13 protein-coding genes, 2 tRNA genes and 1 other RNA gene are annotated in these 15102 nt (G+C 54.0%); 9 read left to right on the forward strand and 7 right to left on the reverse strand.

The features are described from left to right. Positions 1–34 precede the first annotated feature (34 nt). The 4 genes from ACWKX3_RS03750 to narI are packed head-to-tail and all read left to right on the forward strand — an operon-like array spanning position 35 to position 6694. Positions 35–3778 carry a nitrate reductase subunit alpha gene (locus ACWKX3_RS03750; RefSeq protein WP_006175862.1) on the forward strand — a complete coding sequence of 1248 codons (3744 nt, stop codon included), beginning with the start codon at positions 35–37 and terminating at the stop codon, positions 3776–3778. Then, a complete protein-coding gene (narH, locus tag ACWKX3_RS03755) occupies positions 3775–5310 on the forward strand; it encodes a nitrate reductase subunit beta (RefSeq protein ID WP_058610246.1) in 1536 nt (511 codons plus the stop codon). Before ACWKX3_RS03750 ends, narH begins: the two co-directional genes overlap by 4 nt. Then, entirely contained in the window at positions 5307–6017 is a 711-nt protein-coding gene (narJ, locus tag ACWKX3_RS03760; RefSeq protein ID WP_088208308.1) for a nitrate reductase molybdenum cofactor assembly chaperone, read from the forward strand. Before narH ends, narJ begins: the two co-directional genes overlap by 4 nt. Then, positions 6017–6694: a respiratory nitrate reductase subunit gamma gene (gene narI / locus ACWKX3_RS03765; RefSeq protein WP_220710257.1), complete on the forward strand. Its 678-nt coding sequence runs from the start codon at positions 6017–6019 to the stop codon at positions 6692–6694. The genes narJ and narI overlap by 1 nt, the downstream gene beginning before the upstream one ends. Here the strand turns inward: narI and ACWKX3_RS03770 are convergent. Beyond that, on the reverse strand, positions 6691–7587 hold the full coding sequence (locus ACWKX3_RS03770) for a DMT family transporter (protein ID WP_220710256.1): 897 nt from the start codon (positions 7585–7587) through the stop codon (positions 6691–6693). The two genes, narI and ACWKX3_RS03770, sit on opposite strands and share 4 nt — an antisense overlap. A 106-nt stretch (positions 7588–7693) precedes the next feature. On the opposite strand from ACWKX3_RS03770, the gene ACWKX3_RS03775 reads away from it, so the two are divergent. Then, the gene (locus tag ACWKX3_RS03775; RefSeq protein ID WP_058610256.1) at positions 7694–8137 is read left to right on the forward strand and encodes an Lrp/AsnC family transcriptional regulator; all 444 of its coding nucleotides are present in this window, start codon (positions 7694–7696) and stop codon (positions 8135–8137) included. Positions 8138–8203: 66 nt separating this feature from the next. Here ACWKX3_RS03775 and ACWKX3_RS03780 read toward each other — a convergent pair. The 5 genes from ACWKX3_RS03780 to ACWKX3_RS03800 form a co-directional block, all read right to left on the reverse strand. Then, a non-coding RNA gene (locus ACWKX3_RS03780) (RtT sRNA) lies at positions 8204–8334 on the reverse strand. A 43-nt stretch (positions 8335–8377) separates the two neighbouring features. Then, positions 8378–8462, reverse strand: a tRNA-Tyr gene (locus ACWKX3_RS03785). Positions 8463–8496: 34 nt separating this feature from the next. After that, positions 8497–8581, reverse strand: a tRNA-Tyr gene (locus ACWKX3_RS03790). A gap of 156 nt (positions 8582–8737) precedes the next feature. Continuing rightward, complete coding sequence (gene purU, locus ACWKX3_RS03795) at positions 8738–9580, reverse strand: formyltetrahydrofolate deformylase (protein WP_454541299.1); 843 nt, start codon at positions 9578–9580, stop codon at positions 8738–8740. A gap of 47 nt (positions 9581–9627) precedes the next feature. Beyond that, complete coding sequence (locus ACWKX3_RS03800) at positions 9628–10086, reverse strand: YchJ family protein (RefSeq protein WP_042319973.1); 459 nt, start codon at positions 10084–10086, stop codon at positions 9628–9630. A 113-nt stretch (positions 10087–10199) separates the two neighbouring features. Between ACWKX3_RS03800 and rssA the strand changes: the two genes are divergently transcribed. The 3 genes from rssA to galU all read left to right on the forward strand — a co-directional run bounded on the left by rssA (position 10200) and on the right by galU (position 13311). After that, the gene (rssA, locus tag ACWKX3_RS03805) at positions 10200–11102 is read left to right on the forward strand and encodes a patatin-like phospholipase RssA (protein ID WP_058610384.1); all 903 of its coding nucleotides are present in this window, start codon (positions 10200–10202) and stop codon (positions 11100–11102) included. 90 nt (positions 11103–11192) lie between these two features. Beyond that, the gene (gene rssB, locus ACWKX3_RS03810; protein ID WP_006175846.1) at positions 11193–12206 is read left to right on the forward strand and encodes a two-component system response regulator RssB; all 1014 of its coding nucleotides are present in this window, start codon (positions 11193–11195) and stop codon (positions 12204–12206) included. A 199-nt stretch (positions 12207–12405) separates the two neighbouring features. Continuing rightward, entirely contained in the window at positions 12406–13311 is a 906-nt protein-coding gene (gene galU, locus ACWKX3_RS03815; protein WP_006175845.1) for a UTP--glucose-1-phosphate uridylyltransferase GalU, read from the forward strand. Positions 13312–13517: 206 nt separating this feature from the next. Here the strand turns inward: galU and hns are convergent, their stop codons facing one another. Continuing rightward, entirely contained in the window at positions 13518–13931 is a 414-nt protein-coding gene (hns, locus tag ACWKX3_RS03820; protein ID WP_006175843.1) for a histone-like nucleoid-structuring protein H-NS, read from the reverse strand. A 549-nt stretch (positions 13932–14480) separates the two neighbouring features. Between hns and tdk the strand changes: the two genes are divergently transcribed. Beyond that, complete coding sequence (tdk, locus tag ACWKX3_RS03825; protein ID WP_454541300.1) at positions 14481–15095, forward strand: thymidine kinase; 615 nt, start codon at positions 14481–14483, stop codon at positions 15093–15095. Positions 15096–15102 lie beyond the last annotated feature (7 nt).

The following is a 15102-nucleotide window of genomic DNA, read 5'->3' on the forward strand; positions in this document are numbered from 1 at the left end:
TAGAGAGCCACAGGCTCCACACAGGAGATACCCGATGAGCAAATTTTTGGACCGGTTTCGCTACTTCAAACAGAAGGGTGAAACTTTTGCCGATGGGCACGGCCAGGTTCTGGAGACTAACCGGGACTGGGAAGACGGTTACCGTCAGCGCTGGCAGCATGACAAAGTCGTGCGTTCTACCCACGGCGTAAACTGCACAGGTTCATGTAGCTGGAAGATTTTCGTCAAAAATGGTCTGGTGACCTGGGAAGTTCAGCAAACCGATTATCCACGCACGCGTCCTGACCTGCCGAACCATGAACCGCGCGGCTGTCCACGTGGTGCCAGCTACTCCTGGTACCTCTACAGCGCTAACCGCCTGAAATACCCGCTGATGCGTAAACGCCTGATGAAAATGTGGCGTGAGGCGAAGGTTCAGCACAGCGATCCCGTTGCGGCGTGGGCGTCCATTATTGAAGACGCAGATAAAGCGAAAAGCTTTAAGCAGGCGCGTGGTCGCGGCGGCTTCGTGCGTTCCTCCTGGAAAGAAGTCAACGAGCTGATTGCCGCCTCTAACGTCTATACCGTTAAGACCTACGGCCCGGACCGCGTGGCAGGCTTCTCGCCGATCCCGGCGATGTCGATGGTCTCTTACGCGTCCGGCGCGCGCTATCTCTCCCTGATTGGCGGTACCTGTCTGAGCTTCTACGACTGGTACTGCGATTTACCGCCAGCGTCTCCGCAGACCTGGGGTGAGCAGACTGACGTTCCTGAATCCGCAGACTGGTACAACTCCAGCTACATCCTCGCGTGGGGGTCAAACGTACCGCAGACCCGTACCCCGGATGCCCACTTCTTTACCGAAGTGCGTTACAAAGGCACCAAAACCGTTGCCATCACCCCGGACTACGCTGAAATCGCCAAGCTGTGCGACCTGTGGCTGGCACCGAAGCAGGGTACCGATGCCGCGATGGCGCTGGCGATGGGCCACGTCATGCTGCGTGAGTTCCACCTCGATAAACCGAGCCAGTACTTCACCGACTACGTGCGTCGCTACACCGATTTCCCGATGCTGGTCATGCTCGAAGAGCGTGATGGCTACTATGCCGCGGGCCGCATGCTGCGCGCCGCCGATCTGGTGGATGCTCTCGGTCAGGAAAATAACCCTGAGTGGAAAACCGTTGCCTGCAATAGCAATGGCGAGCTGGTTGCGCCAAACGGCTCTATCGGCTTCCGCTGGGGCGAAAAAGGCAAGTGGAACCTGGAGCAGCGCGACGGCACGTCCGGCGAAGAAACCGAGCTGCGTCTCAGCATGCTGGGTAGCCAGGATGAGATCGCTGACGTTGGCTTCCCGTACTTCGGCGGCGAAGGCACCGAGCACTTCAACAAGGTTGCGTTGCAGGACGTGCTGATGCACAAACTGCCGGTGAAACGCCTGCAGCTGGCGGATGGCTCCACCGCGCTGGTCACGACCGTATACGACCTGACCATGGCGAACTACGGTCTGGAACGCGGTCTGAACGATGAAAACTGCGCAACCAGCTATGACGACGTGAAAGCGTACACCCCGGCCTGGGCTGAGCAGATCACCGGCGTTCCGCGCGCGCAAATCACCCGCATCGCCCGTGAGTTTGCGGAGAATGCGGATAAGACCCACGGTCGTTCAATGATTATCGTTGGCGCAGGTCTGAACCACTGGTACCACCTCGATATGAACTATCGTGGTCTTATCAACATGCTGATCTTCTGTGGCTGTGTAGGCCAGAGCGGCGGCGGTTGGGCACACTATGTTGGTCAGGAAAAACTGCGTCCGCAGACCGGATGGCAGCCGCTGGCGTTTGCGCTTGACTGGCAGCGTCCGGCTCGCCACATGAACAGCACCTCCTACTTCTATAACCACTCCAGCCAGTGGCGCTACGAGACGGTGACCGCACAGGAACTGCTGTCGCCAATGGCGGATAAATCCCGCTACAGCGGCCATCTGATTGACTTCAACGTGCGCGCCGAGCGTATGGGCTGGCTGCCGTCTGCGCCACAGCTGGGTACCAACCCGCTGCGTATCGCAGAAGAGGCGAAAAAAGCGGGTATGTCGCCGGTAGATTACACCGTCAAATCCCTGAAAGAAGGCTCCATTCGCTTCGCGGCGGAACAGCCTGAAAACGGTAAAAACCATCCGCGTAACCTGTTTATCTGGCGCTCCAACCTGCTGGGCTCTTCCGGTAAAGGTCACGAGTTCATGCTGAAATACCTGCTCGGTACCGACCACGGTATCCAGGGCAAGGATCTCGGCAAGCAGGGCGGCGTGAAGCCTGAAGAAGTTGAATGGAAAGATAACGGTCTGGACGGCAAACTGGATCTGGTGGTGACGCTGGACTTCCGTCTGTCGAGCACCTGCCTGTATTCCGATATCGTTCTGCCAACCGCGACCTGGTACGAAAAAGACGACATGAATACGTCGGATATGCATCCGTTTATTCATCCGCTGTCTGCCGCCGTTGACCCGGCATGGGAATCGAAAAGCGACTGGGAAATCTACAAAGGCATCGCCGAGAAGTTCTCTGAAGTGTGCGTGGGTCACCTGGGTAAAGAGACCGACGTGGTTACGCTGCCAATTCAGCACGACTCCGCAGCCGAACTGGCGCAGCCGCTGGACGTGAAGGACTGGAAAAAAGGCGAGTGTGACCTGATCCCGGGCGTCACCGCGCCGCACATCATTCCGGTTGAACGTGACTACCCGGCTACCTACGAACGCTTTACCTCTATCGGCCCGCTGATGGAGAAGATCGGTAACGGCGGTAAAGGGATCGCCTGGAACACCCAGAGCGAAATGGATCTGCTGCGTAAGCTCAATTACACCAAAGCAGACGGCCCGGCCAAAGGCCAGCCCATGCTGAACACTGCCATTGATGCCGCAGAGATGATCCTGACGCTGGCACCGGAAACGAACGGTCAGGTTGCCGTGAAGGCCTGGGCTGCGCTCAGCGAGTTCACCGGTCGCGACCATAAGCACCTGGCGCTGAACAAAGAAGACGAAAAAATCCGCTTCCGCGATATTCAGGCCCAGCCGCGCAAAATCATCTCCAGCCCGACCTGGTCAGGCCTTGAAGATGAGCATGTTTCTTACAACGCGGGTTACACCAACGTTCACGAGCTGATCCCATGGCGCACACTGACCGGACGTCAGTCCCTGTATCAGGATCACCAGTGGATGCGCGACTTCGGTGAAAGCCTGCTGGTTTACCGTCCGCCAATCGACACCCGTTCGGTGAAAGCGGTGATGGGTGAGAAATCCAACGGTAACCCTGAGAAAGCGCTGAACTTCCTGACGCCGCACCAGAAATGGGGTATCCACTCCACCTACAGCGACAACCTGCTGATGCTGACGCTGGGTCGTGGTGGGCCAATTGTGTGGATGAGCGAAGCGGATGCCAAAGATCTGGGCATTAAAGATAACGACTGGATCGAGGTGTTTAACAGCAACGGTTCATTAACCGCCCGTGCGGTAGTGAGCCAGCGTGTACCCGCAGGTATGACCATGATGTACCACGCGCAGGAACGTATCGTGAACATTCCTGGCTCAGAAATTACCGAGCAGCGCGGCGGTATTCATAACTCCGTCACCCGTATTACGCCGAAGCCAACCCACATGATCGGTGGCTATGCGCAGCTGGCCTACGGCTTTAACTACTACGGCACGGTAGGGTCTAACCGCGATGAGTTCGTGGTGGTTCGTAAGATGAAGAATATTAACTGGTTAGATGGCGAAGGTAATGACCAGGTACAGGAGAGCGTAAAATGAAAATTCGTTCACAAGTCGGCATGGTGCTGAATCTGGATAAATGCATCGGCTGTCATACCTGCTCAGTCACCTGTAAAAACGTCTGGACCAGCCGTGAAGGTACGGAATATGCCTGGTTCAACAACGTTGAAACCAAGCCAGGCACCGGTTTCCCGACCAACTGGGAAGACCAGGAAAAATACAAGGGCGGCTGGATCCGCAAAATCAACGGCAAAATTCAACCGCGCATGGGTAACCGTGCCATGCTTCTGGGAAAAATCTTCGCTAACCCGCATCTGCCGGGCATCGACGATTACTACGAGCCGTTTGATTTTGACTATCAGAACCTGCATAACGCCGCAGAAGGTAAACATCAGCCGATTGCGCGCCCTCGCTCCCTGATCACCGGGCAGCGCATGGATAAGATCGAGAAAGGCCCGAACTGGGAAGACGATCTGGGCGGTGAGTTCGAGAAGCTGTCGAAAGACAAAAACTTCGAGAACATGCAGAAGGCGATGTACGGCCAGTTTGAAAACACCTTCATGATGTACCTGCCGCGTCTGTGTGAACACTGCCTGAACCCGGCATGTGTGGCGACCTGTCCGAGCGGTGCTATCTACAAGCGTGAAGAAGACGGCATAGTGCTGATTGACCAGGACAAGTGCCGCGGCTGGCGTATGTGTATCACCGGCTGCCCGTACAAGAAAATCTACTTCAACTGGAAGAGCGGTAAGTCCGAGAAGTGCATCTTCTGCTATCCGCGTATTGAAGCCGGTATGCCGACGGTCTGTTCCGAAAGCTGCGTGGGCCGTATCCGTTACCTCGGCGTGCTGCTGTACGACGCGGACGCGATTGAAACCGCAGCCAGCACCGAAAACGAAAAAGATCTGTATCAGCGCCAGCTGGACGTGTTCCTCGATCCGAACGATCCGAAAGTGATCGAGCAAGCGCTGAAAGACGGCGTACCGCAGAGCGTGATCGACGCGGCGCAGCAATCTCCGGTGTACAAAATGGCGATGGACTGGAAGCTGGCACTGCCGCTGCATCCGGAATACCGCACGCTGCCGATGGTCTGGTATGTGCCGCCTCTGTCTCCGATTCAGTCTGCGGCTGACGCAGGTGAACTGGGCAGCAATGGCATCCTGCCGGACGTGGAAAGCCTGCGTATCCCGGTTCAGTACCTGGCGAACCTGCTCACCGCAGGGGATACCCAGCCGGTCCTGCTGGCGCTGAAACGTATGCTGGCGATGCGTCACTTCAAACGCGCTGAAACCGTTGACGGCGTAACGGATACCCGTGCGCTGGAAGAGGTGGGTCTGACGGAAGCGCAGGCGCAGGAGATGTACCGCTATCTGGCGATTGCGAACTACGAAGACCGTTTCGTGGTACCAAGCAGCCACCGTGAGCAGGCTCGCGAAGCCTTCCCGGAAAAAAGCGGATGTGGCTTTACCTTTGGCGACGGTTGCCACGGGTCTGACACCAAATTCAACCTGTTCAACAGCCGCCGCATCGATGCTATGGATGTGACCAGCAAAACGGAGCCGCACCAATGATTGAACTCGTCATTGTTTCGCGTCTGCTCGAGTACCCGGATGCTGCGCTTGCGCAGCATCAACAGGAACTCTTTGATGCACTCGCGTCATCTGAAAACCTGGATAAAGAGGATGCCCAGAAGCTGGGCGTTTTCCTGCGCGATCTGCTTGCGCGCGATCTGCTTGATGCGCAGGCAGACTACAGCCAGTTGTTTGACCGTGGCCGCGCAACGTCGCTGCTGCTGTTCGAACACGTACACGGTGAATCCCGCGACCGCGGTCAGGCGATGGTAGACCTGATGGCGCAGTACGAGCAGCATGGCCTGCAGCTCGACAGCCGCGAGCTGCCGGATCATCTGCCGCTGTATCTGGAGTATCTGGCGCAGCTGCCGAAGGAAGAGGCGCTGGGCGGCCTGCAGGATATCGCTCCGATTCTGGCGCTGCTGAACGCGCGTCTGCAACAGCGTGAAAGCGCTTATGCCGTTCTGTTCGAACTGCTGGTGAAACTGGCAAAAGCGGCTATCGACACGGAAAAAGTGGCGGAAAAAATCGCGGAAGAAGCCCGCGATGACACCCCACAGGCGCTGGATGCCGTCTGGGAAGAAGAGCAGGTGAAATTCTTCGCTGACCAGAGCTGCGGTGAGTCAGAAATCTCTGCTCACCAGCGTCGTTTCGCCGGAGCAGTTGCCCCGCAATATTTGAATATCTCTAACGGAGGACGGCAATAATGCACTTCCTGAATATGTTCTTCTTTGACATTTACCCGTACATTGCGGGCACCGTGTTCCTGGTGGGAAGCTGGCTGCGCTATGACTATGGTCAGTACACCTGGCGTGCGGCCTCCAGCCAGATGCTGGATCGCAAGGGGATGAACCTGGCCTCGAACCTGTTCCACATCGGTATTCTCGGGGTGATCGCCGGGCATGCCTTCGGGATGCTGACGCCACACTGGGTGTATGAATCCTGGCTGCCGCTGGACGTGAAACAGAAGATGGCGATGTTTGGTGGCGGTGCTGCGGGCCTGATGTGCCTGGTGGGCGGCTTGCTGCTGCTGAGACGCCGCCTCTTCAGCCCGCGCATCCGTGCGACGACAACCGCAGCCGATATTCTGGTGATGTCGGTGCTGGTTATCCAGTGCGCGCTGGGCCTGATGACCATTCCGTTCTCTGCGCAGCACATGGACGGCAGCGAGATGATGAAGCTGGTCGGCTGGGCGCAGTCTGTGGTGACTTTCCACGGCGGTGCGTCTGAGCATCTCGACGGCGTAGCGTTTATCTTCCGCATGCACCTGGTGCTGGGGATGACCCTGTTTGTGCTGTTCCCGTTCTCCCGCCTGGTCCATATCTGGAGCGTGCCGGTAGAGTACCTGACGCGCAAATACCAGGTTGTCCGCGCGCGTCGCTAATCCGCACATTGACTATCAACCCCGCACTCGCGGGGTTTTTTTACACCCCAACCCAGGTTATTACCTGCCGCCGCAAACAGGATCAGCGCGCCGCCTGCCAGCTGTATCGCGTTCAGCGCATGGCCGAACACCACGGTATCGACCAGAATTGCCACCACCGGGTAGATGAACGACAGTGAGCCGATAATGGGCGTAGGCAGTTTCTGAATGGCGCTGTAGAGCAACTGGTACATGATCCCGGTATGAACAACCCCGAGCGTCAGCAAAATGGTCCACGGGAACTCGCCCGAGAGCGCGGGCATCTGCGCCATCGGCAGAAGTATGACAACGCCAACCAGCACCTGAATGAAGGCAATGTGTTGTGGCGTAAGGGAGGAGAGCTTACGGGTAATCATCGCCGTGAGTGCATAGAAGAAGGCCGCGCCCAACGCCAGCCCGATACCCGTAAGCCATTCGGCGCTATGGCCACCGGCGAGTTCGCTGGAGAGCAAAATGACCACGCCCGCAAAGGCAAGAAGCAGCCAGCCCCATTTCACCATGCTGACGCGCTCTCCTGAAAACATCCCCATCATCACCAGCATGAACGGCTGAGTGTTATACACCACGGTCGACAGGCCGATTGAGATACGCGAATAGGCCGCGAAAAGCAGTAACCAGTTCACCACCAGGGCAACCCCGCCGATCACCGCCAGCGCCAGAGTAGCACGGGTAAGCGCGCTGAATGGCTTTTTGCTGAACCGAATAAAAGCAAAGAGCGTAACGGCGCCGATTGCGCAGCGCCAGAAAACGATATCCGTCACCGGCAGGCCTGAAAGCAGCACAAACGCCCCGATGGAGCCTGAAATGAGCATCGCCAGACCCATCTGCCAGACGCCTTTATGAATATCTTGCATCGCACACCTCCTGAATGAGGCTCTATTGTCGAAAAAGTCTGATATGTTTTACAGAGAGAAAATAAGGCGAATCAGGTTAAATGCTTTTATAAATAAGGTGAAAATGATGGAAAGCCTTCTTGATGAAATCGATCGGCAAATACTGGCTTGTCTTGTTGAAGATGCCCGCATGTCGTTGAAGGTGCTCAGCAGTCGGGTTGGTCTGACATCGCCCAGCACGGCTGAGCGTCTGAAGCGGCTCGAAGAGCGTGGCGTGATTCAGGGTTATGGCGCGCGCGTGGATCTCGCGGCGTTGGGATATACCTTGCAGGCGCTGGTGCGCGTTCGGCCGTTGCCAGGGTTACTGCACAAGGTCGATAAGTATATTCAGGCCATGCCTGAGTGCATTGAAAGCGATAAGGTCACGGGGGAGGATTGCTTTGTGATCAGGCTGGTGGTGCGCTCTATCGGGCAGCTCGATACGCTGCTGGACGGTCTGGCAGAACATGCCCAGTGCAATACGTCGATTGTGAAGAGTTCGCCGGTGACGCGAAGATTGCCGCCGATGTAGGTTTCTGTCGCCGGGTGGCGGCTGCGCCTTACCCGGCCTACGAAGGCTGGATTGGCTTTAAGGTGATGGTGGTGGGGGAAGGATAACTCCGCGCGTTGCGCCTCGCCCTTCGGGTCGTTGCCTGCGGCAACGCTTTCTCGCTTCGCTCGAATCGAACCTTGGTCGACGCTTCTCATCCTTCCCGTTTCGGAGAATATGAAGTACTGAACCAGAAGAAAGTTTGTAGCGATAGGGAAGTGATGGTGGTGGGGGAAGGATTCGAACCTTCGAAGTCGATGACGGCAGATTTACAGTCTGCTCCCTTTGGCCGCTCGGGAACCCCACCAGGGGTAATACTATTTTGAGGTACAGCGTGTAGATGGTGGTGGGGGAAGGATTCGAACCTTCGAAGTCGATGACGGCAGATTTACAGTCTGCTCCCTTTGGCCGCTCGGGAACCCCACCACGGGGTAATGCTATTACTGGCCTGCTTCCTGTTGGAAGCGGGGCGCATCATATCAAATGAGACGCCCCTGTAAAGCATTCCTTTAGGTAAATGCCGTTGTTTGGCTGCTTTTTATCCGTAAAGGTGCAAAGCTAATCAATTCATTTTCCGAAGGATTAAAGAATAATCGTTCTGTTACCGTAGACAAACACGCGCTGCGCCAGCACCTGATACAGCGCGCGGCTTAAAACGTTTTTCTCTACGTCGCGTCCGGCACGCATCATATCTTCTGCCGTGTAGGTGTGGTCCACATGGATGACGTTCTGCATGATGATTGGGCCTTCATCCAGGTTATCGTTCACATAGTGCGCGGTCGCACCGATGATCTTCACGCCACGCTCATAGGCCTGATGATACGGACGTGCGCCGATGAAGGCTGGCAGGAACGAGTGGTGAATATTGATGATCTTGTTCGGGAAGCGCGACACGAAGGATGGCGTCAGCACGCGCATGTATTTAGCCAGCACCACGTAATCCGGGTTATGCGCATCAATGGCCTGTGCCATCAGATTATCGTGCTCCTCGCGGGTGTGACCTTCATGGCTGACCAGCTCAAACGGAATATCAAAACGCTCAACCAGCGTACGCAGCGTGTCGTGGTTGCCAATGACGGCGGCGATCTCGACATCCAGTCCGCCATAGTTGGCTTTCATCAGTAAGTCACCCAGGCAGTGGGCCTCTTTAGTGACCAGAATAACGATGCGGCGGCGACCCGCAGGCGTTAACTCACGCACAGAACCGTCGGGCAGGGCGCTATCAAGATCGGCCAGCAGGGTCGTATCGTTGAAAATACCTTCAAGCTCAGTGCGCATAAAGAAGCGGCCCGTACGGTGATCGACGAACTCGTTGTTCTGCACGATATTCAGTTCATGCTTGTAGCAAATGTTGGTAATTCGTGCGATTAGCCCTTTCTGGTCGGGACAAATGGTGCGCAGAACTTTACGTTGTAGTGATTGCATCGCCGGAAATCCTGTTTATGTATTTGCGAAGTCTCGGTTGTCAGGCGTTACTGCCCGCAACACTTTTTAAATTTTTTACCTGAACCGCAGGGGCAGGGATCGTTACGACCGAATTGAGGGCGTGTTCCGTCAATATAATACCATTGCCCGCTTTCTTTTAAGAACCGGGAACGCTCGATGATCGCGCCGGGTTTGCCTTGCTCTGTAAAACGCGCCACAAAGCTGACGTAACCTTCGTTATCATCACGGCCTGGCGCGGCATCATTAACGGTCAGGCCGAGCCACTGAGTGTGAGCAAAGCCCGTTTCAATATCCTGGCGAAATTCAGCTGCATGACAGGACGGATGCCAGGTCCTGATAAGATAGTCTGCGTCTTTGATCACAAAAGCAGTATACCGCGAACGCATTAGGTGTGACGGGTCTGGTGCAACCTGCTCGCCAGAAAGATATCGCTGGCAACATAGGCTATACTCCAGAGCGCTACCGCAGGGGCAGAGTTGAGACACGATTCTCTTCCTGGAAAAAAATTAAGGGCGTAAAACGCTTAGGGTAGCACCATGTTAACTGAGCAGTTGCGTTGACGCTATGTCGGGAATCCAGGGGAAGTAAAACAGGGCTAATGAGAAAGGTAAAAATTGGACTGGCGTTGGGCTCAGGTGCCGCCCGGGGCTGGTCGCATATCGGTGTCATCAATGCGTTAAAAAAGATGGGGATAGACATCGATATTGTTGCAGGATGTTCAATTGGTTCGCTGGTTGGGGCGGCCTGTGCCTGCGATAAGTTGCCGGAGCTGGAAGGGTGGGTTCGTTCCTTCAGCTACTGGGATGTACTGCGCCTGATGGACCTCTCCTGGCAACGAGGCGGATTGCTGCGCGGCGAACGCGTATTTAATCAGTTCCGCCAGATAATGCCCCTCAACGACTTTAGCCATTGCAAGATGCCTTTTGGTGCCGTCGCGACGAACCTCAGCACGGGGCGAGAGCTATGGCTGACCGAAGGCGACCTCCATCTCGCCGTTCGCGCCTCGTGCAGTATGCCGGGATTAATGGCACCCGTACCGCATAACGGCTATTGGCTGGTCGATGGCGGCGTGGTGAACCCGGTCCCCATCTCGCTTACCCGTGCAATGGGAGCCGATATTGTGATCGCCGTGGATTTACAACACGACGCCCACCTGATGCAGCACGACCTTATGCCTGTTAATCTTCACAGCGATGATGCGAAAAGTGAGAAGCTCGCCTGGCATGCGCGTTTACGCGGTAAAATAGGGCGTATCGCCGCGCGTCGCTCGGTTGCCGCACCTACCGCCATGGAGATCATGACCACCTCGATACAGGTGCTTGAGAACCGCCTGAAACGCAACCGTATGGCCGGCGATCCACCGGATATCTTGATCCAACCGTATTGCCCACAAATTTCGACCCTCGATTTCCATCGGGCAGAAGCCGCTATTGCAGCAGGCTCGTTAGCCGTCGAAAAGAAAATAGATGAACTGTTACCTTTTGTGCGAACAGCACATTGAGAACCTTTTTAAGCACACTTCAGCAAAATCTGACAGGCGATAGTGTCGATACCATGCCACTATTAGTCATTGTCAGCCAGGGGAGGAACCATGACGCAGCCATTGGCCGGAAAACACATTTTAATCGTTGAAGACGAGCCCGTTTTCCGCTCGCTGCTGGATTCCTGGTTATCTTCACTAGGAGCAGCCACTTCACTCGCCGAAGACGGCATTGATGCTATTGAGAAAATGGCATCTGCCACACCGGATCTGATGATCTGCGATCTCGAAATGCCCCGAATGAATGGCCTTAAGCTGGTCGAGCATTTGCGCAATGAGGGCAACCAAACCCCCATTCTGGTGATTTCAGCGACCGAAAACATGGCGGATATCGCTAAAGCGCTGCGTCTCGGCGTCCAGGATATCTTGCTGAAACCCGTAAAAGATCTTAACCGGCTGCGTGAAACGGTGCTGGCCTGCCTCTATCCCAATATGTTCAATTCCCGCGTGGAAGAGGAAGAGCGTTTATTCCAGGACTGGGATGCGTTAGTCAGCAACCCGCTTGCCGCGGCAAAATTGCTTCAGGAGCTTCAGCCGCCGGTGCAGCAATCCATTTCACATTGTCGCGTCAATTATCGTCAACTCGTTGCGGCCGATCAGCCGGGGTTAGTGCTGGATATTGCGCCACTCTCTGATGCCGATCTCGCATTTTATTGTCTGGATGTTACACGCGCAGGGGATAATGGCGTTTTAGCCGCGTTATTACTTCGTGCGCTTTTTAATGGGCTGCTTCAGGAACAGTTATCCCATCAGGGGCAACGTTTGCCGGAGTTGGGCAGTTTACTTAAACAAGTGAATCAACTTTTCCGTCAGGCCAATTTACCGGGCCAGTTCCCGCTTCTGGTTGGATATTATCACAGCGGCTTGAACAATCTTATCCTGGTATCCGCAGGGTTAAATGCCACCTTGAATACCGGTGAGCATCATATACAGGTGAGCAACGGTGTCCCGCTAGGCACATTAGGAACAGCTTACCTTAATCAAATTAGCCACCGTTGCTCCTCATGGCAGTGCCAAATTTGGGGAAGCGGGGGACGACTGCGTTTAATGTTGTCCACGGAATAAGCAGTTGGATTTTAAACGACACATTGCTTTACCAGTGTTATGCAGGCAGTGCTACTATCACTGCCAGAATCATACGTATTAATCCTAATTGATCGGTAACGCGCGCTTTTCAGACCCGCCCTTCAGGATGTGGCTGATATACTTAACGCGTTAATTAATGCATAAAAGTTCAAAACTTGAACAGTTCAGGAGAATTTCAATGGCTGCCCTAAATTCGAAAGTGAGAAAGGCCGTTATCCCGGTAGCGGGATTGGGGACCAGGATGTTGCCAGCGACAAAGGCAATCCCTAAAGAGATGCTGCCTTTGGTTGATAAGCCATTAATCCAGTATGTCGTCAATGAATGCATTGCTGCAGGAATTACGGAAATTGTGCTGGTCACGCATTCCTCAAAAAACTCTATCGAAAACCATTTCGATACAAGTTTTGAACTCGAAGCGATGCTGGAAAAACGTGTTAAACGCCAGCTGCTGGCCGAGGTTCAGTCTATTTGTCCGCCGCACGTGACTATTATGCAGGTGCGTCAGGGTCTGGCTAAAGGTCTGGGTCATGCCGTTCTGTGCGCGCATCCTGTTGTGGGTAATGAGCCTGTTGCCGTCATCCTGCCTGACGTTATTCTGGATGAATACGAATCCGATCTCTCCCAGGATAACCTGGCAGAGATGATTAAGCGCTTCGACGAAACCGGCAGCAGCCAGATCATGGTTGAACCTGTTGAAGACGTTACCGCCTACGGCGTAGTTGACTGCAAAGGCGTTAACCTTGAGCCGGGCGAAAGCGTGCCTATGGTTGGCGTCGTAGAGAAGCCTAAAGCGGATATCGCGCCTTCAAACCTCGCTGTAGTAGGCCGCTACGTCCTGAGTGCAGAGATTTGGCCGCTGCTGGCGAAAACGCCTCCAGGCGCGGGCGATGAGATCCAGCTGACTGACGCCATCGACATGCTGATCGAGAAAGAAACGGTTGAAGCTTACCACATGAAGGGCAAGAGCCATGACTGCGGTAATAAGCTCGGTTATATGCAGGCGTTTGTCGAATACGGCATTCGTCATAATACGCTGGGTGAAGAATTTAAAGGCTGGCTCAAAGAAAGCATGGGTATTAAGTAATATTCTGAATTTCATGCGAACAAAACCGGCGAGGCGATGCCCACCGGTTTTTTTATACCGCAAAAACAACCCTGCCGGGAAAAGGGTTTGTCAGGTAGCTTAAATAAGCCTCTGTCGCGATATGACAGTCTGTAAGGGGATGTTTGCGGGGAATTACAGGCATAAAAAATCCCGCATATAGCGGGATTTTCGAAACAGGGTCCAGATTAATCCTTGATCAGGAAGTCATCCAGTTGTTTACCCTGCTCGTCCATTGCTTTCTTGATTACAGCTGGAGTACGACCCTGGCCGGTCCAGGTTTTAGACTCGCCGTTTTCATCAATGTAGCTGTATTTAGCAGGACGCGCAGCGCGTTTAGCTTTGGTACCGGTTTTCGCTGCAGCCATGCTGTTCAGCAATTCATTTGGATCGATACCATCAGCAATCAGCATTTCACGGTATTGCTGCAGTTTACGCGTACGTTCTTCGATTTCAGCAGCAGCTACGCTTTCTTCTTCACGACGTTCGTTAACTACAACTTCTAATTTTTCCAGCATTTCTTCAAGCGTTTCAAGGGTACATTCTCTTGCCTGCGCACGAAGAGTACGGATGTTGTTCAGAATTTTAAGTGCTTCGCTCATTGTAGTAATCTCAAACTTATAATGGGGGTGGTTTGTTGTCCTAATAATAGAGCGATAAATTGAGTTGTGCAATAGGTGGGAATGTAAGGAATTCAAAAAATACTAAATACTCGCCGCTATTATTAATTACGCTAACTTAAATTCCACAGCGTATCTGGCTGATACGTTATCACACCCAGGCGGCAAAAACGGCCCGTTGCGTCTTTTTTTTGTGACATTTCCCTCAGGAATTATAGTTGCGGCGGATAAATATCAGCCTTTTGTATTACTTTGCAAAAGAGAGGATAAGGCAAAAATAGTTAATAAATAGTGAATGTTAATGTCCGTTCATTCCAGTATAAAAAGAAGTGTTATGCCGGGTCTGGGGCCTCTCATAAGGAGGGTGCTAAAAGCGTTTACTCTCTGTTTTAACGTATTATTTTTGCAACCCGACCGTGGCTGGCCTTCCTCCAGGCACCTGGGGCTGTGAGGTGTAACGCTGATGATAAGGCAAAATATGGTACAATGACTCATCGGGAATATTACACATTGATTAGGGTTTAACGGCCAATGGCACAGCTTTATTTCTACTATTCGGCAATGAATGCAGGGAAATCCACAGCGTTACTGCAGTCCTCTTACAATTATCAGGAACGGGGCATGCGAACCGTTGTTTATACTGCCGAGATCGACGACAGATTTGGTGCCGGTAAGGTCAGTTCGAGAATCGGCCTCTCGTCGCCTGCCAGGCTCTACAACACCGAGACCGACCTGCTGGAAGATATTCGCTCAGAACACGCTAAAAAGCCCATACACTGCGTGCTGGTGGACGAAAGTCAGTTTCTCACCCGCGAACAGGTTCATGCGTTATCTGAGGTTGTAGACAATCTGGATATCCCGGTCCTTTGCTACGGGCTGCGTACCGATTTCCGGGGGGAGTTGTTTGCCGGCAGCCAATATTTGCTCGCCTGGTCAGATAAGCTCGTTGAGCTAAAAACGATCTGTTTCTGTGGACGTAAAGCCAGCATGGTGCTTCGTCTCGACCAGTCCGGAAAACCCTTCGCAGACGGCGAACAGGTAGTGATAGGGGGTAATGAGCGCTATGTCTCCGTGTGCCGTAAACATTATAAAGAAGCGCTCGCCCTGGGTTCTCTGGCTGTGCTTCAGGATGAAAACCGCAAATAGCCTTGCT

It is taken from the genome of Enterobacter sp. UPMP2052 (genome assembly GCF_053709675.1).